Below are 23,671 nucleotides of genomic sequence, written 5' to 3' on the forward strand. Positions count from 1 at the left end.
GGCGGATAGAGCCGCTATTCGTGGCGTTTGCCCTGAGATGCAGGGGCGAGGTTGTCACCCTTCAGCCAGGCGGAGATCACCCTCGCGATCCGCGGCCCGGCCTGGCCGTCCCAGAGCACGGGCAGCTCCCCGGCCGGCGTGGCGGCGCCGTCGGACAGCGCCTTCTCCGCGGCGGCGGGCAGGAGGGCGGGCGTGACCAGCCGGTTCGTGCCGTGCGTGATCGTGATCGGCCGCTCGGTGTTGGGCCGCACGGTCAGGCAGGGAACGCCCAGCACGGTCGTCTCCTCCTGGACGCCGCCGGAGTCCGTGACGACGAGCGCGGCACCCCGTACGAGTGAGAGGAAGTCCACATAGCCGAGCGGGTCGACCACCCGGATCGAGTCGCCGTCGACCAGCCCCGCCGCGGCCAGGCGCGCCTTGCCGCGGGGGTGGATCGGCACCACGATCGGGATCCGCCGCGAGACCTCCAGCACGGCGTCCACGAGCTCCCTGGCGGCCTCCGGCGTGTCCACGTTGGCGGGCCTGTGCAGGGTGGCCACGGCGTAGCGGTCCGGCAGGCCCAGCCGCTCCACCACGGGCGCCGGGTCCAGCTTCGGCAGCGCGGAGTAGAGGCTGTCGATCATGGGGTTGCCCACCAGGTGCACCTTGGACGCGGGCACGCCCTCGTTCGCCAGGTAGGCGAGCGCCTCGGGGGAGGTGGCGAAGAGCACGTCGGCCAGCGCGTCGGTGACGACCCGGTTGACCTCCTCCGGCATGCCCCGGTCGAAGGAGCGCAGCCCCGCCTCCACGTGCGCCGTCCTGACGCCCAGCTTGGCGCAGACGAGGATCGCGGCCAGCGTCGAGTTCACGTCGCCGTAGACCACGACCAGGTCGGGGTCCTGCTCCTGGATGACCTCCTCCAGGCCGACGAGCAGCGCCGCGGTCTGCTTCGCGTGCGTGCCCGAGCCGACCCCCAGGTTCGCCACCGGCTCCGGCAGGCCGAGGTCGGCGAAGAACACGTCGGACATCAGCGCGTCATAGTGCTGACCAGTGTGAATGATGCCCTGCCGCACGCCGAGCTCGCCGAGTGCCCGCACCACCGGAGCCGCTTTCACGAAATTGGGACGAGCACCCAATACGTGCAGGACCAGGGGGTTCTCCCTCATTGACCTCGCCTTTCATAGCGGAAGGGGAAAAACGTTGCCTATGGTACGGTCACCGCGTGGCATCCGACGCCAGTCGTCAAGACTCCTCCAAGGTTTCCGCGAAGTCCGCCAGAGCCGGCGTCAGTGGACTTCTCAAGGGTTTCGTCCAGCACCCGATCATCGTTTCCCGTGTCGTCGCGACGAAGGTCAAGTCCGACCCCGTCCGGGTGGCGCAGGCCGCCGCCGACGCCCTCCCTCCCCGGCTGCGCCCGGTCGTGGGCAGCGTCGCCTGGCCGGCCGCGCGGCGGGCCCGGCGCATGGTGCGCAGGTTCGGCATGCGCGTGATCAAGGGGCCGTGGAACGAGGCCAAGGAGCACTGGGATGCCGGCCGGGTCGCCCAGGCCGCCGAGGTGCTGGACGCCCACGCCAAGTACCCGTTCGTCAAGCGCAGGGCCGCCTACTACCGGGGCGAGCTGGCCGCGATCAGCCCTGACCCGATCCCCCCTGGTCCGAAGGTGGCGGTCACCGACCGGGTCGAGGGGCGGGTGTTACACCTCGTCACGAACGCGCTGCCGTACACGCAGGCCGGCTACACCGTGCGCACCCACCGCATCGTCACCTCGCAGAAGGCCGCGGGCCTCGACCCGCACGTGGTCACCAGCTGGGGCTGGCCGATGCTGCAGGGCCACGCGGACGCGCCGCCGTTCGAGGAGATCGACGGCATCCCCTACCACCGGCTGCTGCCCGACGGGCACGGCGAGATGCCGTTCGAGATGCGCGGGCGCATGATCAAGGGCGCCGACGCCGTCACCGATCTCGTCGCCCGGCTCCGGCCGCAGGTCCTGCACGCCGCCACCGACCACCGCAACGGCTCCGTGGCGCACGCCGTGCGCGACAGGACGGGCACGCCGTTCGTCTACGAGGTGCGCGGCTTCCTGGAGGAGACCTGGGCCTCGCGCGACCCGATCCGCGTGGGCAGCCAGCGGCACGTGCTCCAGCGCGAGCGCGAGGCGTTCCTCATGCGCGAGGCCGACGCGGTGGTCACGCTGGCCGAGACGATGGCCACGGAGATCGTCGAGCGGGGCGTGCCGCGCGAGCGCATCCACCTGGCGCCCAACGCGGTGGACGACACGCTGCTGAGCGCCCACTACGACGGCGCCTCCTTCAGGAGCGCGTACGGCATCGAGCCCGGCGAGATCGTCGTCGGCTCGGTGTCCAGCATCGTGGCCTACGAGGGCTTCGCCACCCTGCTGCGGGCCGCCGCGCTGCTGCGTGACGACGGCACGCCGGTGCGGGTGCTCATCGTGGGCGACGGCGCCGAGCGCGAGAACCTGCTGGCGCTGGTCGACGAGCTGGGCCTGAAGGACGCGATCCTGCCCGGCCGGGTGGGCCCGGACGAGGCGCTGCAGGCGCAGGACGCCATCGACATCTTCGCCTGCCCGCGCGAGGACCTCCGGGTGTGCCGACTTGTTACGCCATTGAAACCCGTCGAGGCGATGGCGCTCGGCAAGCCGGTCGTGCTCAGCGACCTGCCCGCGTTGTCCGAGCTTGTCGGCTCCGACGGGGCCGGGATGCTCGTTCCGCCGGGCGATCCGGCCGCGCTCGCCAAGGCGATCGCCGGCCTCCGGGAGGACCCGTCGCGGCGGGCCGAGATGGGTGAGGCGGGACGTGCTGAAGTGGCGGCGAAGCGCACTTGGAGCCGCGTTGCCGAGACATATCAAGCTCTATACCGGTCTCTTGCCTAATGTTGACCTTCGGCATGCCTGCCACTTCTGACGGGTTCGGTCGCATTAGACGTGAGCTAGGTGGACTTGAGATAACCTTTGCGACCATGAAGTGTTGTTTCCGGCTCTCAAAGGCACTGCTGTGACAGAAATCGACTTGGCTGTCATCGGTCTGGGCTACGTGGGCATGCCGCTCGCCAAGGAGGCGGTGGCCTCGGGCCTGCGTGTCGTCGGCGTGGACGTCGACCCCGCCAAGGTCGACGCGCTCAACGCCGGGCAGTCGTACATCGATGACCTGACCGACGCCGACCTCGAGCACATGCTGGCCAACGGGTTCCGCGCCACGCTCGACGAGACAGTGCTGGCCAGGAGCAACACGATCGTCATCTGCGTGCCCACCCCGCTGGACGAGGACCACCGCCCGGACCTGTCCGCCGTGGAGGGCGCCACCAAGGCCGTCGCGCGCAACCTGAGCAAGGGCACGCTCGTCGTGCTCGAGTCCACCACGTGGCCGGGCACCACCGACGAGGTGGCCAGGCCGCTGCTGGAGACCTCGGGGCTGGTCGCGGGCGAGGACTTCCACCTCGCCTTCTCGCCCGAGCGCATCGACCCGGGCAACCCCAAGTTCGGCCTGCGCAACACCCCCAAGGTCGTGGGCGGCTACACGACGCCCTGCCGCAATCGGGCCACGGCGTTCTACAAGCAGTTCATCGAGCAGGTGGTGCCGGTCAGCGGCACCCGCGAGGCCGAGATGGCCAAGCTGCTGGAGAACACCTACCGGCACGTCAACATCGCCCTCGTCAACGAGATGGCGATCTTCTGTGACGAGCTCGGCATCGACCTGTGGGAGGCCATCGAGGCCGCGGGGACCAAGCCGTTCGGCTTCCACAAGTTCCTGCCCGGTCCGGGCGTCGGCGGGCACTGCATCCCCGTCGACCCGTCGTACCTGTCGTACACGGTGCGCAAGCTCGGCTACCCGTTCAGGTTCGTGGAGCTGGCGCAGGAGATCAACGAGCGGATGCCGTCGTACGTGGTGGCCCGCGTCCAGCGCCTGCTGAACAGACACAAGAAGGCCGTTAACGGCGCCAGAGTGGTTATGCTCGGCGTCACTTACAAACCGGACATCGCCGACGAGCGCGAGACTCCGGCCCTCCCGGTGGCGCGTGCGCTGCTGGAACTGGGCGCCGAGCTCTCGTTCGCGGACCCGTACGTCAAGGAGTGGTCTGTGGACGGCACCCCGGTGCCGCGTGAGGAGGATCTCGCCAAGGCCGTGATCGACGCGGACGTGACGCTGCTGTTGCAGCAGCACGCCGCGTTCGACCTCGACATGGTGGAGGCGAAGGCCCGGCTCGTGCTGGACACCCGCGGTGTGCTCACCGAGGGTGAACGGGTCGAGCGGCTCTAGCGACGGAGGGCTGCGCGCAGTGCACGTGCTCGTCATGACGGTGGTGCATAACCCCGAGGACGCCCGGATCCTGCACAGGCAGATCCGTGCCCTCGTGGATGCCGGTCATGAGGTCACGTACGCCGCCTCGTTCACCGCGCACGGAGTCGTCCCGCGACCCTGGGTAAACGGCGTCGATCTGCCCCGCGCCTCGCAGCGCAGGCGCATGGCGGGCGTGCTGGCCGCCCGCCGGCTGTTCAGGCGCATGCGCGACAAGGTCGACCTCGTCCTGATCCACGACCCCGAGCTGCTGTTCGCCGTCTGGGGCGTGCGCAACAGGCCGCCCGTGGTGTGGGACGTCCACGAGGACACCCCCGCGACGCTCTCGCTCAAGCCGTGGCTGCCCGCGCCGCTGCGGCCTCCCGTGCGGTTCCTGGCCCGCATGCTGGAGGGCACCGCCGAGCGCCACATGCACCTGTTACTGGCCGAGACCGCGTACGCCGGCCGGTTCAAGCACGCCCACCTGATCGTGCCCAACGAGACGTGGGTGCCCGACTCCGTGACGCCTCCCGGCGACGACCGCGTGGTCTACCTCGGCTGGCTGTCCAGGGCGCGGGGTGTGCTGGAGGCCGTCGAGGTGGCGAAGCTGCTGCAGCCGTACCGCGTGGCCGTGGAGCTGATCGGCTACGCCGATCCGCAGAGCCGTCCCGTGCTCAACCAGGCCGTCACCGAGGGCCTGCTGGAGTGGCGCGACTTCATGCCCAACGACGAGGCGCTCAAGCGGCTCGACGGGGCGCTGGCCGGGCTGTCGCTGCTGCACGACGAGCCCAACTACCGTCACTCCATGCCGACCAAGATCGTGGAGTACATGGCGCACGGCATCCCCGTCATCACCACCCCGTCACCGCGCGCCGTCGAACTGGTGGAGCGTTACGACAGCGGGGTCGTGGTGCCCTGGGAGGACCCCAAGGCGGTGGCTCAGGCGGTGCTGACGCTCCGTGACGACGTGCGGGAGCGGCGGGCGCAGGGCGCGCGCGGCTACGCGGCCGCCCGCGCCAACCACCACTGGCCCAACTCGGCCAAACGCTTCGTCGCCCAGCTGGAGTCCTGGGCCGGCGTCAAGCGATGACCCGGGGTCTAGCGACGACCGGGGCCAAGCGACAACCTCGTCGAGGAGCGATTCGGAAACGTGCGTTGGCTCTTAGTGGTCGCCGGCCTGGCCGTGCTGGCCGTGGTCGCCACCGTGATCATCATCCTGCCGTCCTCCTCGGACGACCCGCCCACGGCGGCTTCCGCGACGCCCACGCCGTCGGAGACCGAGCCGACGCCTAACGTCTCCAAGTTCACCGACCCCTGTGGAACGTTCGAGACGAAGGAAGTGGCCCCGTACGCCGTCACCGGCTACTGGATCACCCCCAAGTCGAACCCCTGCACGTGGCGCAAGCAGCTCAAGGAGATCCACGACGTCGGCGGCGACACGATCATCAGGATCGGGTACGGCCTGCAGTTCCGCACCGTCTCCGACTCGGGCGAGGTGCTGACCAGGGACGGCGAGCTGGACTCCCTCTACAAGGGGTGCGTGGAGGACGGGCTGAGCTGCCACGACGCGGCCGAGCGCGACCTGCGCGAGCTCAACCCGCGCAACCGGGTCGGCCGCACGTACGTCTACCGCACGGACGAGTCGTTCGGCCCCAAGCTGTTCCGCTGTCCCGAGGTGGAGCACGCCATCAAGGTGGGCAAGCGGGTCTACTTCCGGCTCATCACCCAGGTGGACGGCTCCGACGACGCCACGTGCGACTTCTCCAGCAAGCCCCAGGCGTACGACATGATCCTGGTGGCCGGGGCCGAGACGGACAGCCTGAGTGAGCTGCTGCGGCTGGGCGACCAGTTCGGCATGCGGATCTTCCCCGCGCTCCCGCTGGCGCCCCGCGACCCCAAGACGCCGACCAGGGCGTACAAGAAGCATCTGGGCGCGCTGACCACGCTCACCCGGCGCATCCTGCAGGACTACGGCGTGCGCTTCGCCGACCGGGCGTCGCTGGGAGGCGTCTACCAGCCGTTCGAGGTGCAGATGTCCGCCTCGCTGTCCAGGAACCCGACGCTGGAGGTGTACGCCGACCAGCACACGATCGTCGACCAGGAGCTGCCCGGCAAGCCCATCCTGATCAGCCCCTACCTGGACGCGCGCAAGCGCAAGGCGTTCGGGCAGACGCCCCGGCAGGTGGCCGAGGCGTTCGAGGCGCTGGCCAAGACGGGGGTCGGCATCATCGCGCCGCAGGACAGCCGGGGCACCGGCAAGGTGGGGCTGTTCTGGCCGGACGAGCGCGACGACGAGGTGGACCCGCGGCTGCGGCCGGTGGTGGGCGAATCGACGTACGGGACGGCGTACCACGGCTCGACCCGCGACTACTACCGGGAGATGGCCACGGCCCGCCAGGAGATGGTGGACGCCGGCTACCAGGTGGACCTGTGGGCGAACGTGGAGGCGTTCGAGCCGTCGGGTGAGGAGCCGTGCGCCCCGCAGGGCACCCGGGGCAAGACCGACAAGGAGCGGCTGGACCAGGCCGTCACCATGGCCGGGCGTTACGTGCAGAAGGTCGTGTCCTACATGTGGAGCGACTTCATGACCTGCGGGCAGCCCTCGCTCGAAGAGGAGATCACCGCCGACTGGCGGCGCCCGATCGCGGTCGACGCCATCAGGCGGCCCCGCGACGTCCAGGACGGGGTGGAGGTCCGCGGGTACAACCTCACGGGCAGCACCGTGACCATCACCTGGTCGGGGGGCACCAACGACCAGGTGGTCGCGGCGGTGGGCTGGCTGGACCCGGCCCCGCCCGGCGACCTGCCCGAGGGGATGATGGCGGCGTGGGTGCCGTTCGACTGGACGCAGGTGCCCGCCGGTGAGTGGGTGCGGATCACCGTCAAGGGGGCGACCGGCGAGGCGGCGACGGAGCCCCTGCACGTGCGCATCCTCATGTGAGGTGCACGGTTCGCTCCCCGCCTACGACAGCGTGTAACGTGCCTGCATGGTCCCCAGCGTCCCGGTCAGCGTCGACCTGGTGGTGCTGACCGTCAGAAACCAGGCTCTGAGTGCCCTGGTGTGGCGCCGCGACAACCCGCCGTTCCTGCGCCGCTGGTCCCTTTCCGGGGGGTTCATCCAGCTCGACGAGGACCTCCCGGCCGCCGCCCAGCGCGTCCTCGCCGAGCGCGCGGGCCTCCCGGGCGCGCCGGTGCACCTGGAGCAGCTCCAGACGTACGGCTACCCCGACCGCGACCCGCGCCAGCGCGTCCTGAGCGTCGCCTACCTCGGCATCGCGCCCGACCTGCCGGCCTCGGAGAAGGCCCACATGAGCTGGCAGCCGGTCGACTCCCTCACGGTCATGGCCTTCGACCACCGCCGCATCATGCAGGACGGCATCGAGCGGGCGCGGGGCAAGCTGGAGTACACCTCGCTGGGGGCCGCCTTCTGCCCGCCGGAGTTCACGGTGGCCGATCTGCGCCGCGTCTACGAGATCGTCTGGGGCCGCCGGCTCGACCCCCGCAACTTCCACCGGAAGGTCACCAAGGCGGAGGGCTTCCTGGTGGAGACGGGCGCCACGACGACCCGCGACGGCGGCCGTCCCGCCAAGCTCTACCGCCGCGGCCCCGCCGAGCTGCTCCACCCGCCGATGCTCCGCTCGCTCAAGGTGTGACCTGGGTGGTGCCCGCGCGGGCCGGGGCTCATAAAGTTGGGCCATGCCTCGTTTCCGCCACATCCTCGACACCATGGCCGCCTACAAGCCGGGCAAGGCCGTAGCGGCGCCCGACGGGCGGTCGTACAAACTGTCGTCCAACGAGTCCCCGTACGACCCGCTGCCGTCCGTGGTCGAGGCCATCGCCGAGGGGGCGCGGCAGGTCAACCGCTACCCCGACCCCGGCGCCGTCGCGCTGACCGAGGCCGTCGCCGAGCGCTTCGGCGTGCCGGCGAGCCACGTCGCGCTCGGCGCGGGGTCCGTCACGGTGGCGCAGCAGCTGTTCGAGACGGTCGGCGAGCCCGGGGTCGAGGTCGTGTACGCCTGGCGCTCGTTCGAGGCCTACCCGCTGCTGGCCGACCTGGCGGGGGTGACCTCCGTCAGGGTGCCGCTCGACGACGAGCGCCACGACCTCGACGCCATGGCCGAGGCGATCAACGACAGCACCCGCATGGTGTTCGTGTGCAACCCCAACAACCCGACCGGCACCACCGTCCGCCGCCGGGAGCTGGAGGCGTTCCTCGACCGGGTGCCCGAGCACGTGCTGGTGGTCCTGGACGAGGCCTACCACGAATACGTGCGCGACGACGAGGTCCCCGACGGCCTCACCCTCTACCGTGACCGGCCCAACGTGTGCGTGCTGCGCACGTTCTCCAAGGCGTACGGGCTGGCGGGGCTGCGGGTCGGCTACGTCATCGGGCACGAGCCGGTGGCCACGGCCGTCCGCAAGACGACCATCCCGTTCGCGGTCAACCACCTCGCGCAGGTGGCGGCCATCGCCTCCCTCGCGGCCGAGGACGAGCTGCTGGAGCGGGTCGACCGGGTGGTCAAGGAGCGCACGCGCGTCCGCGAGGCGCTCGTCTCCCAGGGCTGGACGGTGCCGCCCACCGAAGCCAACTTCGTCTGGCTGCGGCTCGGCGAGCGCACCCTCGACTTCGCCGCCGCCTGCGCGGTGGAAGGCGTGGCGGTGCGGCCGTTCGCGGGGGAGGGCGCCCGGATCTCGATCGGCGACCCGGAGGCCAACGACGCCTTCCTCGCCGCCGCGGCCTCCTTCGCCAAGTAGCGCCTCCCCTTTAGCGCCGCCTTCGTCGGGAAGCGTCAGTCCTGCCGGCGGGCCTGCCAGTTGAGGTAGGCCACGCCGGCGATGTGCGAGCCCTGGCTGGGCACGAGCGCGCGGGCCTCGTAGATCGACCTGGAGTGGTCGAACACCACGCGGTCCCACTGGGCCACGGCCATCCAGCGCGGCGCCTGGAGGTACTGGCCCGAGGTGGCCAGGCCGCCGGTGCCGTCGACGCGCACGAACGTGGTGGGCACGCCGTCGGGGTCGGTGGTGGCCATGTTCCTGCTGTACGTCCTGGCGAACCTCGCCATGTCGGCGCCGCGGAAGCCGAGCCCGTGGCGGAAGGCGAGGGCGGCGAACTCCGCGTCGATCGCGCCGTGGCTGAGGTCCTCGATCTGCCTGGCGCCCCCGCCGGACGGGGTGAACTCCGAGACGCCGTCGGCGGCGGAGAAGCCCCGGTAGGTCAGGCCGAACGACGGCCAGTAGGACCAGGTGTAGGCGTCGTCCTCGTCGGTTTTGAGCTCGCGTTCGAAGGTGCGGGCCATCCGCCGGGCCCGGTCGGCGTACGCGGGGTCGCCGGTGGCGGCGGCGATCTCGGCGTAGGTGAGGCCGAGCGCGAGGAACTGGTTGGTGGGCATCTCGGTGCCGTCGTAGCCGAGCGGGGTGCCCTTGACCCAGGCGAGGTGCCCGCCGCCGTCGTCGGTCTGCCGCCATTCGCGGTCGTGCACGGCGGCCGCGGCCTTGGCGGCGGCGAGGTATTCGACGGCCTTGGCCCGGTAGCGGCGGTCGGCGCGGAGCTTCGGCGTGCGCAGCACGATCCGGGCGAACGACGCGATCGGGTAGGTGATCATGCCGGTGTGCACGGCGAAGATCACGGGCTGGGAGACGAGCGGGGTCGCGCCCTGGGCGGGCAGGGAGGTGCCCGACGGGTCCAGGTCCCGCGCGGTGACCTGGTTGGGCGTCGGGTAGGCGTCGAGGATCTTCCGTACGGCGTAGTCGGGCGAGTCCGGGTCCATCGACAGGTCGGGGAAGGTGGCGACGGCGCCGTTCCTGCTGCTCTTCACCTCTAACGTGAAGCGGTCCCCGGCGCTGCCCGCCAGCACGGTGGCCGTGATCAGGTCGGCGTAGGACGTGGAGCTGCGCACCTCCAGCACGGGCCGGCCCGACGCGTCCTTCAGCGCGGCCGAGCCGACGGTGTAGGGGTGCATCGCCCGCCACGCGGGCAGCGACTCCCCGCGGTAGTCGGCCACGCCCCGCTCGGAGTCGCGGTTCCCCAGCACGAGGTCGATGTTGGTGACGAGCCGGTCCAGGTAGTGGGTGTCGCGGTAGGCCTCGTACATGCGGACGAAGCCGGCCAGCACGTAGGACTGTCCCCAGGCAAGGCCGCCGTGCTCGTTGGTGTCGGTCGGCTGCCCCGTGGCGCCGCTGTCGTGGAAGTTCCGCTCGAAGAGGTCGAACGTCTCCCGTGAGGTGTAGTCGTAGCCCGCCGAGGCGCGGGCGGTGCCCGTCTGGACGGAGCCGAGCGCCCCTACGGCGAGCGCGCCGAGACCGAACTGCCTGCGTGTCAACATCGATGCATCACCTCCGGCGGCGTCAGCCCTTGACCGCGCCGCGCATGCCTTCGAGTATGTGCCGTTGCATGATCATGAAAATGACGACGACCGGGATGATCGAGATGATCGTCCCGGCGGCCAGGCTGCGGACGTCCGTGCCGGTGATCCCGGCGAGGTAGGCGATCCCCAGCGCGACCGGATACTTGGCGGAGTCCTTCAGCACCACGAGCGGCCAGATGAAGCTGTTCCAGACCGAGATGAAGCCGAAGATCCCGAGGATCGCCAGGGTGGGCCTGGCGGCGGGGAGCATGACGTGCCAGAAGATCCGCAGCTCGTGGCAGCCGTCGGTGCGGGCGGCGTCCACGACCTCGCGGGGCACGCCCGCGAACGTCTGCCGGAGCAGGAAGATCCCGAAGGCGGAGAGCACCCCTGGCAGGATCACGCCGGCGAAGGTGTCGGCCATCCCGAGCTGGGAGACCACGAGGAACCTGGGGATGAGCATGACCTCGCCCGGCAGGAACATCGTGGACAGGATGGCGAAGAAGATGAGGTTCCTGCCCCGGAAGCTCATCAGGGCGAGCGGGTAGGCGCACAGCGCGGAGACGATGATGTAGAGCGGCACCGTCACGCCGACGTAGATCACCGAGTTGAGCAGGTAGGTCGGGAAGGGGATGGCGGTCCACGCCTCGATCGCCCAGTCGAGCACGGGCGGCCGGGGGATGATGTCGGGCGGGAAGGAGAAGACCGCCTGGCCGGCGGGCTTCAGCCCCGCGGAGAGCAGGATCAGGAACGGGCCGACGAAGACCAGGGCGATCGCCGTCAGCAGGATGTACATGCCCGCGCGCCGGAGCTTCATGGGCAGGCTCATGGCATGACCGTCCGTCCGCGGGTGAGCCGGTAGTTGAGGATGGCCATGGCGATCATCAGCACCCAGAGCACCAGCCCCATCGCGCTGGCGTAGCCCATCTCGTAGTGCTCGAACGCCGCCGACCAGATGTAGTAGCCGAGCGTGAGGGTGGCGTCCTGCGGGCCGCCCTTGGTCATCACGTAGATGGAGGTGAAGGCCTGCATGGCGTCGAGCATCTCCACCGTCACCGCGACCGCGATGTACGGCACCATCAGCGGCACCGTGATGTGGCGCAGCCGGTGCCAGGCGCCCGCGCCGTCGACCCGCGCGGCCTCGTACAGGTTGGCCGGAATGGTCTGCAGCCCGGCCAGATAGATCATCATGTAGAAGCCCATGCTCTTCCAGCCCTCGACCAGCACGAGCGCGGGCAGCGCCCAGAAGGGGTCGAGGAGGTACTGGATGGGCCGGTCGAGGATGCCCGCCCCGGTGAGCAGCCAGTTGAGCACGCCCTGCTGGTGGAAGACGTACTCCCAGGCGACGCCGACGGCGACCATCGAGGTCACGACCGGCAGGTAGTAGAGCATCCGGAACGTCCTGATGCCCGGGAGCTTCTGGTTGACCAGGACGGCCAGCAGCAGCGGTATGACCACCAGCAGCGGGAACATGCCCACCAGGAACAGCAGCGAGTTGAGCAGCGCGGTCCAGAACCGGCCGTCTCCGACGATCGTGACGAAGTTCTCCAGCCCGACGAAGACCGGCTGGGACACCACGTCGTACTCGAGGAACGACAGCTGGATCGCGGTGATCGCCGGCCAGGCGAAGAACACGCCGAAGAGGACGAGCGCCGGGATCGCGAACAGGTAGGGCGTGTACCACCGCTGTCCGGGGATCCGGCCGGCAGCCATCGCATCACATCCTTAGTGCCGTCCTAAGCATTGATAAAGGCTGGCCAGAATTTTGGGAAGCGTATAATCGGCTGATCCATACGGTCAAGACCTCGCCTCTTGACGTCCTCCCGCGAGCCTGACATGGTGCCGAAAGTGGCTATTAAAGGCGGCCATATCTCGCAGGAGGCTTGTGGAGATGACCAGAAGTGCCTTAGTGGTCGGCGCGGTGGCGCTGACCCTCTTCACCGCCGGCTGCGTGGCCGGCACGTCGCCCCAGACCGCCGCCGCCCCCGCGGACGACCAGCCCTTCGAGGGCGAGGTGGAGTTCTGGACGATCAACCTGAAGAAGAACTACAGCGACTACATCACCGGCCTGATCGCCCAGTACGAGAAGGAACACCCCAAGGTCAGCGTCAAGTGGGTGGACGTGCCCGGCCAGGAGAGCGCGACGAAGCTGCTCGCCGCCGTGGCCAGCGGTGACGTGCCCGACGCGGTCAACGTCAACTCGGTCGAGCTGGGCAGGTTCGTCCCGTCCCTGGAACCGCTCGACGCCTACTTCGGCCAGGCCGAGCTGGCCGACTTCCAGCCCAACCTCGTCGAGCCGATGCGGATGGACGGCAAGCTCTACGCCGTGCCCTGGTACAACGGCGGCTCCCCCGTGGCCATGTACCGCAAGTCGGTCGTCAGCAAGGTCGGCTTCGACGAGAAGCACCCGCCCGCCTCCTTCGACGAGGCGCTGGCGCTGGCCGACAAGGTCTACGCGAAGACCAAGATCAACGGCACCAACGCCATTCCCGACCACACCGCGCTGCGCTACCACGGCATCCCCCTGCTGACGGACGACAAGAAGAAGGCGGCGTTCAACACGCCCGAGGCGGTCGCCGTCCTGGAGAGGTTCAAGAAGAGCTACGACAGCCACGGCATCGCGCCCGGCGCCGTCTCCAAGGACATCCGCAACCTGCCGCAGTCGCTGGAGAACGGCCAGGTGGCCTTCAAGCCGATGGCCAACGCCGCCGAGCTGCTCAACGTCCAGAAGAACGCCCCCGACGTCTACAAGGACCTCGTCATCACCGAGCCGGTGAAGATGAGCACCGGCGGCTACCTGCTCCTCGCCCAGCAGGCCTTCTCCATCCCGAAGGCGTCCCAGCACAAGAAGGCCGCCGCCGAGTTCATCAAGTTCCTGACCAACGGCGTCAACCAGCTGGCCTTCTGCAAGATCGTGCCGATCTACCCGTCCACGGTCTCCTCGACCAAGGACCCCTTCTTCACCCAGGCCGCCGGTGACGACCCGATGGCCGTCGCCCGCCAGGTGATCGTCAAGGGTCTGCCCCGGCTGGAGTACAGCCCGCTCGGCACCACCAAGGACGCCGAGCTCGCCGAATACCTGAACGAAGAGGTCAGGGCCTTCCTCCAGGGATCCCAGAGCGCCGAGGAAGCACTCGACGCCGCCGAGAAAAAATGGAATGACGCACTTGCCTGAGCTACGCATCGGGATCGTCGGCGCCGGCCTGATGGGCCGCGGCCACGCCGAGGTCCTCGCCGCCCATCCCCAGACCGAGATCACCGCGGTCGCCCGCCGGCCGCTCGACCACGCCCCGGGAGCGCGCGTCTTCCCCGGCTACCAGGAGCTGCTCGACTCCGGCACCGTGGACGCGGTCTCCATCACCACGCCCGACCACCTGCACGCCGACGTCATGGTGGCCGCCGCCCGGGCGGGCGTGCACATCCTGGTCGAGAAGCCGTTCACCACCACGGTGGCCGACGCCGACCGCGCCGTCGCCGCGATCCGGTCGGCGGGCGTGGTCGCCATGTGCCTGTTCAACCACCGGTGGGTGCCGGCCTACGCGCAGGCCAAGGAGCAGATGCGCGCGGTCGGAGAGCCCGTCGTGGGCTACGCCCGCAAGGACGACACCATCTACGTTCCCACCGAGATGCTCGACTGGGCCGACAGGACCACCTGCGCCTGGTTCCTGTCCAGCCACGACATCGACCTCATGACCTGGCTGTACGACGACGAGGTGGTCGAGGTGTTCGCCACGGCGAGATACGGCAAGCTGCGCGGCCGGGGCATCGACACCCCCGACGCCATGCAGATCCAGGCCAGGTTCGGCCGCGGCGCGGTCGCCACCTTCGAGTCGGCCTGGATCTACCCCAACACCTTCCCCACCATGGTCGACAGCTACGTCACCGTGGCCGGCGAGAGCGGTGTCATCCAGCTCGACCGGCAGAAGGAGAACATCCAGCTGGCCACCGAGGACGGCTACACCTACCCGAGGAACATGCTGCAGCGGGTCGTGCACGGGGTGCCGGCCGGCGCCTACCGCGACGCCATCCACCACTTCGTGGACTGCGCGATCACCGGGACCGAGCCGCTGATCAGCGTGGAGAGCTCCCGGCACGTGACCGCCGTCCTGGAGGCCGCGCACGAGTCCGCCCGCACGGGACGGCCGGTGAAGCTCTGATGGCCGTCACGTACGTGGAGAAGCCGCCGCACGTCGACCCGGTGCGGATGCGGCACATCACCGACGAGGCGCTGCTCGCCGAGCTGGGCGCGGCGAGCGTCGCGGAGGCCCGGCCGTGGCGGCGGCGCGCCCCGGTGTGGCCCGACCCCCGCCCCGAGGACGTGGCGGAGGCCGACCGGCTGATCGGGACCGAGGTCGACTTCCTCGACAAGGGCCACGGCCGGTCGCGGCTGTACGGGTTCCACTACCTGCGGTGGATGATGCCCCTGGTCTCGGCGTACGCGCAGACCGGGGACCCCCGCTACGCCCGCGAGTGGGACCGCTTCTTCCGGCAGTGGTACGCGAGCCGCGACCTGGTCGAAGGCGACTGGCCGGGGCTCGACGTGGTCTGGTACTCCCTCGGGATCACCTCCCGCTCGATGCACGTCACCCGCGCGCTGGCCGTCTTCGCCGAGGAGCCCGCGCTGAGCGACGAGTGCTGGCTGGAGATGATGAAGACCGTGCTCGGCGGCGCCCGGTGGACTGCCGAGGAGCACGACGAGTTCCGGCACGGCAACTGGCAGTTCGTCAACGTGTGCGAGCTGCTGCACACGGCCAGGGTGTTCGCCGACCTCCCCGAGTCGGGGCAGTGGGCCGAGATCGCCATGGCCCGCGTCCTGGAACACCTCGAACGGGACGTGCGCCCCGACGGCGGCCACCACGAGCGCTCGCCCGGCTACCACCTCATGTGCCTGGACAACCTCGAAAGGGCCGTCGCGGTGGAGCCCTCGCTCGCGCGCCACCCGCGCCGGCAGGCGATGCACCACTGGCTGAGCGTCCTCATGACGTCCGGCGGCTGGGTGCCGCACCTGCAGGACAGCGGCGTGATCTGGCCGGAGGGCGTCGCGCCGGCCGAGGGCTCGCACAACCTGGAGGACAGCGGCTACGCGATCTTCCGCCACGGCGACTTCCACACCGTCGTCAACTACGGCCCGTACGTCGGGCACGAGCTGGAGCCGCACAGCCACCACGCGGCGCTCGACTTCGTCCTGTCGGGCTGGGGCGTGCCGCTGGCCTGGGAGGGCGGCGGCCCGCCCTCCTACGACGACCCCGGCTACTACGACTGGTACCAGGCGACCAGGGCGCACAACACGCTGCTCGTGCCGGGCGAGGACTACACCGAGGACCGCCGGGCGGCCTGCGACGTGTTCTCCGTCTCCGACGGGGCCGACGTCTTCGCCGGGCACCACCACGGCTACCCCGCCCGGCACGACCGCCGGGTCGTCTTCGTCAAGGGCGAGAACCCGTACTGGGTCGTCACCGACCGGATCGACGCGCAGGCCGTCTGGCAGATCCACGGGCTGTCGCCGTGGGTGGAGCGGGACGGCGGGTTCGCGAGCTCCCGAGGCCCCGGCCTCCTCGTGGTGCCCCTCGATCCGCCCGACGAGGTGCTGTACGGCACCGGCCCCGCCAGGATCCCCGACCCGGCCACCAGGACCGCCGAATACGGCGAGATCCACTCGCTCGGCCTGCGGCGCGCCGACGGCAGGTTCACCGTCGGCATCTTCCCCTACCGCGACGAGCCCCCCTCTGTCCCCGACGATTGGACGGTTCATGCTGATCGACGCTGACGCGATGCTCGGCCGCCATCCCCGCAGGGACACGGGCACGGGCTCGATCACGGAGGCGCTGGACAGGATGGACCGCTTCGGCATCGCGGAGGCCGTGGTCAGCCACACCCTGTCGTGGCTGCACGACCCCGCGACCGGCAACAGGGAGCTGCTCGACCTGGTCGCCGGCCGGCCCCGGCTGCGTCCCTGCTGGGTGATGCTGCCCGACACGTGCGGCGAGACCGGCACGCCCGCCGAGTTCGTGGCCGCCGCGCTGGCGGGCGGGGTGTGCGCGGTCCGCGCCTACCCCGCCGACCACGGCTACGACCTCGCGGGCGGCGACTGCGCGAGCATGCTCGCCGCCCTCGCGGACGCCGGGCTGCCGCTGCTCGTGGACGCGGCCCAGGCCGGCTGGCCCACCGTGGAGTCCGTCGCCGCCGCGCACCCGGGGCTGCGCGTCGTCGTGGGCGGGATCGGCTACCGGCAGCTGCGGCAGGCGGCCGGGGTGCTCTCCCGCACCGGCAACGTCCACCTGGGGCTGGCCAACCTGTCCTCGCACTGCGGGCTCGAATGGCTCGTCGATCGGTACGGCGCGGGCCGCATCGTCTTCGGCACCGGAGCGCCGCTCAGGGACCCGGCCGAGGCGGTCACCCGGCTGCTGTGGGCCGAGCTCGACGACGCGGACGTGGCCGCCATCGGCTCCGGCACCCTGCTGGGGCTGCTGCCCGTGGGGGCGGTGTGAACGCCATCACCTCCGCCGTGTGGAGCAGGCGCCCGCAGACCAGCGTCAGGATCGTCGACGCCCACGCGCACGCCGGCCCGTACAGCCTGTTCTTCATCCCCGAGGCGTCCCCCGACGCGATGGTCAGGGTGATGGACAGGTGCGGCGTGGCGCACGCCGTCATCTCCAGCCACCTCGCGATCCAGCTCGACGCGGCGGCGGGGAACGCCGCGACCGCCGAGGCGGTCGGGCGCGCGCCCGACCGCTTCACCGGCTACCTGACGGTCAACCCCTGGCAGGATCCCGACGGCGAGCTGGCCAGATGGGGTGACGACCCCCGGTTCGGCGGCATCAAGCTCCACCCCGACCTGCACGACTACCCGCTCACCGGCAGGCGATACGCCGGTGTGTGGGAGTTCGCGCGGCGCACCGGCTGCCCGGTGCTCACCCACACCTACGACGGCTCCCCGTACAACGACCTGGACGAGGTGGACGCCGTCGCGGCCGAGCACCCCGACGTGGTGATCATCGCGGGGCACGCGGGGGCGACGCCGCTCGGGTTCGACCGGGCCGTCGAGGTGGCGCAGCGGCGGCCGGGGGTGATCCTGGAGGTGTGCGGGTCCTTCAACACGGGGCCCGACATCGCCAGGATGGTGCGGGAACTCGGCCCGGACCGGGTGGTGTACGGATCCGACTTCCCGTTCATCGATCTGCGGATCTCGCTGGGGAGGGTAATCTTCAGTGGCCTCGCGGAGACTGACCAGGCCGCGGTGCTCGGTGCGACGATGACCCGCCTGCTGCAGTGGAGATCCGGACAGGGGTGATCACGAAAATGGATCGGCTGCGTTCCGAGTCGCGGCCCAGGGTGACGATCGGCGTGGTGGGGCCGCACGACCTCGTCGAGCAGATCATGATGATCGGCGCCGACCTTCCCACCGCGACCGACTGGCGGCTGGTCGGCGCGCCGCACACCGAGGAGCAGGAGACCTACGACAAGTTCTCCAGGATCGCCGACAGCATCGACGTGGTGCTGTTCACCGGCCCCCTCCAGCACGACCTGGCCAGGCAGGCGGGCGAGCTGCCCGTCCCCGCCACGTTCGTGCCCATGAGCGGGGCCAGCCTCTACGCCAGCCTGCTGCGCGGGGTGCTCACCCACGGCATCGACCCGGCCAGGGTGAGCATCGACTCGTTGCCCGCCGCCGACGTGGACGAGGCGTACGGCGAGATCGGGGTGAGCACGGCCGGCGTGCACCTGTCCGAGTACGACCGGCCCGAGTCGGCGCGCGGCTTCACCGCCTTCCACGAGCAGCTCCACCGCCAGGGCGAGACCACCGCGGCGCTCACCACGATAAGGAGCGTCGCCAACCGGCTGACCGCGGCCGGGGTGCCCGTGCTGCGCCTGCTGCCGACCTCCCACACGCTGCGCCTCGCCCTCAACACCGCCGCCCTGCTCGGCACCGGCAGCAGGCTGGAGGACGCGCAGATCGCCATCGTGGTCGTCGAGCTGGCCGCCTCCGCCAAGCCCAGCTACTCGGGGCCGGGCAACTACTGGCAGCAGGAGCTGAAACTGTCGCTGCACCGGTCGCTGCTCGCCGACGCGCGGCTGATGGGCGCCACCGTGGTGCCGAGAGACGAGAACAGCTACGTCGTCACCGCCACCGTCGGCGCGCTCGGGCAGGCCACCGACGGGTTCAGGGTGGCGCCGTTCATGGACCGCGTCCGCACCGACGCCGGGGTCGCCGTCGAGGTCGGCATCGGGCTCGGCAGCACCGCCCGCGACGCCGACGCCAACGCGCTGGCGGCCGTCGAGAAGGCGCGCAACGCGGGGGCCGCCGCCGCGTACCTCGTCGGGGGCGACGGCACCGTGCTGTCCCTGCCGGTACGCCGGCGCAGGCGGCAGGAGAGCGAGCCGGTCGTCGCCACCAAGGCGGCCAAGCTGCTCGAACGCCTGGTGGAGCGGCTCGACGACGGGGGCGCGATGGTGGTCGACGCCGAGATCGTGGCCGACGTGCTGGCGGTCTCCCCGCGCAGCGCCCGCCGGGTGCTCCAGAGCCTCGCTGAGGAGGGGCTGGCCTGGCCGATGCCCCCGGTCAAGGGCACCCAGGCGGGCCGCCCGCGCCAGCCGTACCGGCTCGTGCGCACCTAGGCGCGTTCCCGGGTCGGCGCCGCGCCCTTCGCGCTGTCCGCCCGCGCTTCCCGGGTCGGCGCCGCCCCCTTCGCCTTTTCCGCCCGCGCCGGCGCCCGGTCCTTTCGCCCTTCCCCCTTCCCTCGAAAGGATCCGCACCGGAGTGCGGCGCGAGGCCGGGACGGGGCCGCTAGGCGCCAGGCCGGAAGCAGGCTCGGCGGTACTCCGTGGGGGAGCAGCCGACGTGCCGGCTGAACGCGCTGCGCAGCGCCTTGGCGCTCGGGTAGCCGGCGTGGCTGGCGATCACGTCCACCGGCAGGGCCGAGGTGGACAGCAGCCGGCGCGCGTGCCGCAGCCGCAGGCCCGTCAGGTAGCGCAGGAACGTGGTGCGGCGCACCTCCGCGAACAGGTGCGAGATGTAGAACGGGCTCGCGCTCACCGCCTCCGCCACCGTCGCGAGGCGCAGCCCCGGGTCGGTGTAGTGCTCCGCCAGGTACGCCTCCGCCAGCGCCAGCACGTCCCTGCGCGGCGGCTCCGGCATCAGCCGCCCGAGCGTCTCGCGCAGCCACATGTGCAGGTAGGAGCGCTCGTGGATGTCGCCGACCGTGACGATGTCCTCGATGGGCAGCCGGGCGCACGTCACTACCCAGTCGGTCGAGCCGTCGGCCAGCCGGGCGCGGTTGGCCACGTCCGCGACGAACAGCAACTGCCCGATGAGCCAGTTGCGCAGGGTCCGGGGGTCGCCGTCGCGGGCGCACCGGTCGACCCAGCTCGCCAGCAGCCCCGCCGCGCCGTCGCCGTCGCCCGCGCGGACGCGCCGGGTCAGCTCGCGCTCGATGCGTACGGGGGGCTCGTCGAGGGGCCGAGCGGCGGCCCGCGCGCCCGGCGCCGCGTCGATCACCCGGTCGCCGCCGAGCACCAGCTTGTAGTCGTTGACCCGGCGGGCGTCCCGCTCGGCGTCGTCGGGGCCCGCGCTGGGGGAGCCCAGGCTGACGGTGGCGGTCCACGCCGTCTCGCGGACGATCCTGGCGCGCACGTCCTCCGCCAGCGCGCTCGCCTCGGACCTCAGCGCCTCGGGGTCGTCCCCCGTCAGCATGACCAGCCACTCCTCGGGCGGCCGCGAGTGGCAGGTCGCCCCCGGACGGCCCCCGGCGGCGGCCCGCACCGCGCGGTCGGCGTGCCGGAGCTGGTGGTGCGCCCACGACCGCCCCCGCGCCTGCTCGGAAACCATGAAGTCGTCGATGTCCACCAGAGCCGCCACAGCGTAGGTCATGGACCTACTTTAGGCGGACCGAAATTTGACCGTATTAACGAGCGTGCCGACTCCCTGCACCGTGGCCCGCATGGTGTCGCCGTCCTTGAGCGGGGCGATCCCGGCGATCGTGCCGGTCGCGATCAGGTCGCCGGGCATCAGCGTCATCCCGTCGGACAGGTCGGCGATCAGCCGGGGCAGCCCGAACACCATCTGCCTGGTGTTGGCCCGCTGCCTGACCTGGCCGTCCACCTCCAGCGTCAGCTCCAGCGCCTGCGGGTCGGGCACCTCGTCCACCGTCGCCAGGTACGGGCCCGCGGGCGCGAACGTGTCGAAGCCCTTGGACTGGTCCCACGGCACGTTGCGGGCGATGTTGGCCAGCTGCAGGTCGCGGGCCGTCATGTCGTTGATCACGGTGTACCCGGCGACGGCCTCGCGCCACCGCTCGGCCGGCAGGTCCTTGGTCACCCTGCCGATGACCACGGCCAGCTCCACCTCGTGCTCCAGGTGGCGGGTACGGGCGGGGGCGACGACCGGCTGGTTGTGGCCCACGAGCGCGGACGGCGGCTTGAGGAACAGCACCGGCTCCGGCGGCACCTCCATGCCGCCCTCGTCCGCGTGCTCCTGGTAGTTCAGCGCCAGGCAGCAGATCTTCGTGCAGGTGGCCACGGGCGGCTCGAAGACGACCGCGCTCTCGTCCAGCACGGGGCCCGTGCGGCCGGACACCAGCTCGCCCAGCCGGTCCAGCCCGTACGTGTCCAGCGCCGCGACCGGGTCGTCGCCGAGATCCGGGCTGAGGCCTGCCAGGCTCACCAGCTCGCCGGGCGCGCGCCGGGCCGCCAGCTCGACGGGGCCGGAGGGGGTACGCCGAATGCGTGCAAGAAACATGTCCGTAAGCCCATCAAGGCCCACTGACCTCCACAAGCACCGAAATTTGCGCTTACGACCTGCTTCTTGCTCTCTTTCTTGTCGCCAGGCGATGTGTCCCCGTTTGATGGTCGGCATGACCCGCACTCTGGACGTCAGCCGCGACCTCTACACCACCGCCAGGCGTTACATCGCGGGCGGCGTCTCCAGCGACGCCCGCCGTACCGCGGGCGTGCCGCTCTACGTGGACAGGGCCTCGGGATCCCGGCTCTGGGACGTGGACGGCAACGTCTACATCGACTACGTGCTCGGCCAGGGCCCGGCGCTGCTCGGCCACTGCCCGCCGGCCGTCGTGGAGGCCGTCACGGCGCAGGTCGCCCGCGGCATCGTCTACTCCGCCCAGCACGCGGCCGAGGCCCGCGTCGCGGAGCGGCTGTGCGCGATGGTGCCCGCGGCCGAGCGCGTGCGCTTCAACACCGTCGGCTCCGAGGCCGCGCACGCCTCCTGGCGCCTGGCGCGCGGCTACACGGGCCGCCCCAAGATCCTCAAGTTCGAGGGCCACTACCACGGCTGGCTCGACCCGGTCCTCTACAGCGTGCACCCGTCCCTGGACGACGCCGGGCCGCAGGACCACCCGCGTGCCGTCCCCGGCACCGCGGGGCAGCCGCCCGCCGCCGACCTGGTGATCTGCCCGTGGAACGACGCGGAGGCGCTGGCCGGGCTCATGGACGAGCACGCGGGGCAGATCGCCGCCGTCGTCATGGAGCCGGTGCTCTGCAACACCGGCGCCATCGAGCCGGACCCCGGCTACCTCAAGGCGGTGCGCGAGCTGTGCGACCGCCACGGCAGCCTGCTGATCTTCGACGAGATCATCACCGGCTTCCGGCTCGCCCCCGGCGGCGCGCAGGAGTACCTCGGGATCGACCCCGACCTGTCGGTCTTCGGCAAGGCGATGGCGGGCGGCATGCAGGTGTCCGCCCTGGCGGGCCGCGCGCCCGTGATGGACGCCATCTCCTCGGGCAAGGTCGCGCACGCCGGGACGTTCAACTCCCAGCCCGTCGGCATCGCCGCCGCCGAGGCCACGCTGCGCATCCTGGACGAGCAGCGCGAGGAGGTCTACGGCACCCTCTACGCCCGCGGCAGGCAGCTCATGGCCGGCCTGCGCGAGGCCGCGGCCAAGGTGGGCGTCCCGATGCTGGTGGACGGTCCAGGGCCGGTCTTCCAGACGTACTTCACCGACGCGCCCGCGGTGCGCGACTACCGCGACTTCGCCGCGACCGACCGCGCCATGATGGCCCGCCTACACGCCGCGCTGCTCGACCGCGGGGTCAACATGGTGCCGCGGGGGCTGTGGTTCCTGTCCACCGCCCATACCGAGGCCGACGTCGCCGCCACCGTCGGTGTCTTCGAGGACGCGCTTCGGTCCCTTCCGCTCGGTTGAGATCACCAGCGCCACGCCGACCAGGATGACCAGGCCGCCGAGGACCACCCGGGTCGTGATCGGCTCGTGCAGCACGAGCGCGCCGAGCGCCACGGCCACGGCCGGGTTGACGTAGGCGTACGTGGACACCAGCGAGATGGGGGCGTTGCCGAGCAGCCACGAGAACGCGGTGAACCCGATCAGCGACCCCACCAGCACCAGGTAGGCCAGCGCCACCCACGACCTGGTCGTCACGGCCGAAAGATCGAGCCGCTCGCCGGACGCGGTGCCGAGCACCAGCAGCCCGGCGCCGCCCACGATCATCTCGATCGCGCTGGTGGCGAGCGCGTTGGGCGGCATCTGGATCCGGCTCGACAGGAACGAGCCCACCGCCCACGACACGGAGCCCAGCAGCACGACCACGATGCCGACGCCGCTGCCGCCCTCGCCGCCGGTCAGCGACAGCGCCCCGACCCCGCCGAGCCCGACCAGCACGCCCGCGAGCGTGAGCGCCTTGGGCCGGTCGCGCACGACGAACCTGAACACGACCAGCCACAGCGGCACCGAGGCCACCAGCAGCGCGGCCAGGCCCGTCGAGATGTACTGCTCCGCCACCGCCAGCATGCCGTTGCCGGTGGTCAGCAGCAGCACGCCCGCCAGGGCCGCGCCGAGGAACTGCCTGCGCGTCATCCTGAAGGCCGCCGGGCCCGACCGCACCAGCAGGAACCCGGCGAGCAGCGCGGAGGCGGCGATGAACCGCACGGCGGCGCTGAGCATGGGCGGGATCGACTCGATCGCGATGCCGATGCCGAGGTACGTCGATCCCCACACCACGTAGACGACGGCCAGCGCGGCCCAGACCAGAACCGGGGTGCGAGAGTCAGCAGTGTTCGCAGGCATGGCTCATGACTGTAGTGCGCAGGGC

General features: G+C 71.0%; 19 protein-coding genes and 1 pseudogene. 13 read left to right on the forward strand and 7 right to left on the reverse strand.

Translation table 11 applies throughout. The features are described from left to right. Window positions 1-14: 14 nt before the first annotated feature. Entirely contained in the window at window positions 15-1,145 is a 1,131-nt protein-coding gene (gene wecB / locus FH608_RS35390; protein WP_139634743.1) for a non-hydrolyzing UDP-N-acetylglucosamine 2-epimerase, read from the reverse strand. 56 nt (window positions 1,146-1,201) lie between these two features. On the opposite strand from wecB, the gene FH608_RS35395 reads away from it, so the two are divergent. The 6 genes from FH608_RS35395 (at window position 1,202) to hisC (ending at window position 9,026) form a co-directional block, all read left to right on the forward strand. Continuing rightward, window positions 1,202-2,869: a glycosyltransferase family 4 protein gene (locus FH608_RS35395; RefSeq protein ID WP_139634744.1), complete on the forward strand. Its 1,668-nt coding sequence runs from the start codon at window positions 1,202-1,204 to the stop codon at window positions 2,867-2,869. A gap of 136 nt (window positions 2,870-3,005) precedes the next feature. After that, window positions 3,006-4,253 (forward strand): nucleotide sugar dehydrogenase, encoded by a 1,248-nt coding sequence (locus FH608_RS35400; protein ID WP_226900181.1) that lies wholly within the window; start codon window positions 3,006-3,008, stop codon window positions 4,251-4,253. Window positions 4,254-4,272: 19 nt separating this feature from the next. Then, a complete protein-coding gene (locus tag FH608_RS35405; RefSeq protein ID WP_139634746.1) occupies window positions 4,273-5,361 on the forward strand; it encodes a glycosyltransferase in 1,089 nt (362 codons plus the stop codon). A gap of 60 nt (window positions 5,362-5,421) precedes the next feature. Next, window positions 5,422-7,212 carry a DUF4434 domain-containing protein gene (locus tag FH608_RS35410; RefSeq protein WP_139634747.1) on the forward strand — a complete coding sequence of 597 codons (1,791 nt, stop codon included), beginning with the start codon at window positions 5,422-5,424 and terminating at the stop codon, window positions 7,210-7,212. A gap of 46 nt (window positions 7,213-7,258) precedes the next feature. After that, entirely contained in the window at window positions 7,259-7,924 is a 666-nt protein-coding gene (locus FH608_RS35415) for an NUDIX hydrolase (protein WP_139634748.1), read from the forward strand. 43 nt (window positions 7,925-7,967) lie between these two features. Beyond that, on the forward strand, window positions 7,968-9,026 hold the full coding sequence (hisC, locus tag FH608_RS35420; protein WP_139634749.1) for a histidinol-phosphate transaminase: 1,059 nt from the start codon (window positions 7,968-7,970) through the stop codon (window positions 9,024-9,026). Between the two features lie 35 nt (window positions 9,027-9,061). On the opposite strand, the gene FH608_RS35425 is transcribed toward hisC, so the two are convergent. Genes FH608_RS35425 through FH608_RS35435 form a run of 3 tightly spaced genes read right to left on the reverse strand, consistent with a single transcriptional unit; the run spans window position 9,062 to window position 12,328 of the window. Then, entirely contained in the window at window positions 9,062-10,594 is a 1,533-nt protein-coding gene (locus tag FH608_RS35425; protein WP_139634750.1) for a hypothetical protein, read from the reverse strand. Window positions 10,595-10,616: 22 nt separating this feature from the next. Next, entirely contained in the window at window positions 10,617-11,444 is an 828-nt protein-coding gene (locus tag FH608_RS35430; protein WP_139634751.1) for a carbohydrate ABC transporter permease, read from the reverse strand. Beyond that, window positions 11,441-12,328, reverse strand: a complete 888-nt coding sequence (locus FH608_RS35435) for a carbohydrate ABC transporter permease (RefSeq protein ID WP_139634752.1) — start codon at window positions 12,326-12,328, stop codon at window positions 11,441-11,443. Before FH608_RS35435 ends, FH608_RS35430 begins: the two co-directional genes overlap by 4 nt. A 178-nt stretch (window positions 12,329-12,506) precedes the next feature. Between FH608_RS35435 and FH608_RS35440 the strand changes: the two genes are divergently transcribed. From FH608_RS35440 to FH608_RS35465, 6 genes are read left to right on the forward strand one after another with little or no spacing between them, the layout of a single operon-like run. Next, window positions 12,507-13,790: an ABC transporter substrate-binding protein gene (locus FH608_RS35440; RefSeq protein WP_139634753.1), complete on the forward strand. Its 1,284-nt coding sequence runs from the start codon at window positions 12,507-12,509 to the stop codon at window positions 13,788-13,790. After that, window positions 13,774-14,772, forward strand: coding sequence for a Gfo/Idh/MocA family protein (locus FH608_RS35445; RefSeq protein WP_139634754.1), 999 nt, complete (start codon window positions 13,774-13,776; stop codon window positions 14,770-14,772). Before FH608_RS35440 ends, FH608_RS35445 begins: the two co-directional genes overlap by 17 nt. Then, window positions 14,772-16,382, forward strand: coding sequence for an alginate lyase family protein (locus FH608_RS35450; RefSeq protein ID WP_139634755.1), 1,611 nt, complete (start codon window positions 14,772-14,774; stop codon window positions 16,380-16,382). Before FH608_RS35445 ends, FH608_RS35450 begins: the two co-directional genes overlap by 1 nt. Beyond that, window positions 16,366-17,103, forward strand: a complete 738-nt coding sequence (locus tag FH608_RS35455; RefSeq protein ID WP_139634756.1) for an amidohydrolase family protein — start codon at window positions 16,366-16,368, stop codon at window positions 17,101-17,103. Before FH608_RS35450 ends, FH608_RS35455 begins: the two co-directional genes overlap by 17 nt. Next, complete coding sequence (locus tag FH608_RS35460) at window positions 17,100-17,906, forward strand: amidohydrolase family protein (protein WP_139634757.1); 807 nt, start codon at window positions 17,100-17,102, stop codon at window positions 17,904-17,906. The genes FH608_RS35455 and FH608_RS35460 overlap by 4 nt, the downstream gene beginning before the upstream one ends. 8 nt (window positions 17,907-17,914) lie before the next feature. Then, window positions 17,915-19,228 (forward strand): GTP cyclohydrolase IIa, encoded by a 1,314-nt coding sequence (locus FH608_RS35465; RefSeq protein ID WP_139634758.1) that lies wholly within the window; start codon window positions 17,915-17,917, stop codon window positions 19,226-19,228. Window positions 19,229-19,397: 169 nt separating this feature from the next. Here FH608_RS35465 and FH608_RS35470 read toward each other — a convergent pair whose 3' ends face one another. Both FH608_RS35470 and FH608_RS35475 read right to left on the reverse strand, forming a co-directional pair. Further along, window positions 19,398-20,480, reverse strand: coding sequence for a helix-turn-helix domain-containing protein (locus FH608_RS35470; RefSeq protein WP_139634759.1), 1,083 nt, complete (start codon window positions 20,478-20,480; stop codon window positions 19,398-19,400). A 9-nt stretch (window positions 20,481-20,489) separates the two neighbouring features. Beyond that, a complete protein-coding gene (locus FH608_RS35475) occupies window positions 20,490-21,347 on the reverse strand; it encodes a fumarylacetoacetate hydrolase family protein (protein WP_226900182.1) in 858 nt (285 codons plus the stop codon). Window positions 21,348-21,462: 115 nt separating this feature from the next. On the opposite strand from FH608_RS35475, the pseudogene FH608_RS53180 reads away from it, so the two are divergent. Then, window positions 21,463-22,614, forward strand: a pseudogene (locus tag FH608_RS53180) (aspartate aminotransferase family protein); the annotation flags it as partial. A gap of 12 nt (window positions 22,615-22,626) precedes the next feature. Here the strand turns inward: FH608_RS53180 and FH608_RS35485 are convergent. Next, complete coding sequence (locus FH608_RS35485) at window positions 22,627-23,646, reverse strand: EamA family transporter (protein ID WP_139634761.1); 1,020 nt, start codon at window positions 23,644-23,646, stop codon at window positions 22,627-22,629. Between the last annotated feature and the right edge of the window lie 25 nt (window positions 23,647-23,671).

Source organism: Nonomuraea phyllanthi, from assembly GCF_006334985.2.
Lineage (GTDB): Bacteria > Actinomycetota > Actinomycetes > Streptosporangiales > Streptosporangiaceae > Nonomuraea > Nonomuraea phyllanthi.

What these genes read in the sequence shown, in the direction of transcription:
- FH608_RS35470 (WP_139634759.1), bottom strand. Translation starts at nt 20,480, where the DNA reads ATGACCTACGCTGTGGCGGCTCTGGTGGACATCGACGACTTCATGGTT.
- wecB (WP_139634743.1), bottom strand. Translation starts at nt 1,145, where the DNA reads ATGAGGGAGAACCCCCTGGTCCTGCACGTATTGGGTGCTCGTCCCAAT.
- hisC (WP_139634749.1), top strand. Translation starts at nt 7,968, where the DNA reads ATGCCTCGTTTCCGCCACATCCTCGACACCATGGCCGCCTACAAGCCG.
- FH608_RS35440 (WP_139634753.1), top strand. Translation starts at nt 12,507, where the DNA reads ATGACCAGAAGTGCCTTAGTGGTCGGCGCGGTGGCGCTGACCCTCTTC.
- FH608_RS35445 (WP_139634754.1), top strand. Translation starts at nt 13,774, where the DNA reads ATGACGCACTTGCCTGAGCTACGCATCGGGATCGTCGGCGCCGGCCTG.
- FH608_RS35455 (WP_139634756.1), top strand. Translation starts at nt 16,366, where the DNA reads ATGCTGATCGACGCTGACGCGATGCTCGGCCGCCATCCCCGCAGGGAC.
- FH608_RS35415 (WP_139634748.1), top strand. Translation starts at nt 7,259, where the DNA reads ATGGTCCCCAGCGTCCCGGTCAGCGTCGACCTGGTGGTGCTGACCGTC.
- FH608_RS35465 (WP_139634758.1), top strand. Translation starts at nt 17,915, where the DNA reads ATGGATCGGCTGCGTTCCGAGTCGCGGCCCAGGGTGACGATCGGCGTG.
- FH608_RS35485 (WP_139634761.1), bottom strand. Translation starts at nt 23,646, where the DNA reads ATGCCTGCGAACACTGCTGACTCTCGCACCCCGGTTCTGGTCTGGGCC.
- FH608_RS35430 (WP_139634751.1), bottom strand. Translation starts at nt 11,444, where the DNA reads ATGAGCCTGCCCATGAAGCTCCGGCGCGCGGGCATGTACATCCTGCTG.
- FH608_RS35450 (WP_139634755.1), top strand. Translation starts at nt 14,772, where the DNA reads ATGGCCGTCACGTACGTGGAGAAGCCGCCGCACGTCGACCCGGTGCGG.
- FH608_RS35475 (WP_226900182.1), bottom strand. Translation starts at nt 21,347, where the DNA reads ATGTTTCTTGCACGCATTCGGCGTACCCCCTCCGGCCCCGTCGAGCTG.
- FH608_RS35425 (WP_139634750.1), bottom strand. Translation starts at nt 10,594, where the DNA reads ATGTTGACACGCAGGCAGTTCGGTCTCGGCGCGCTCGCCGTAGGGGCG.
- FH608_RS35435 (WP_139634752.1), bottom strand. Translation starts at nt 12,328, where the DNA reads ATGGCTGCCGGCCGGATCCCCGGACAGCGGTGGTACACGCCCTACCTG.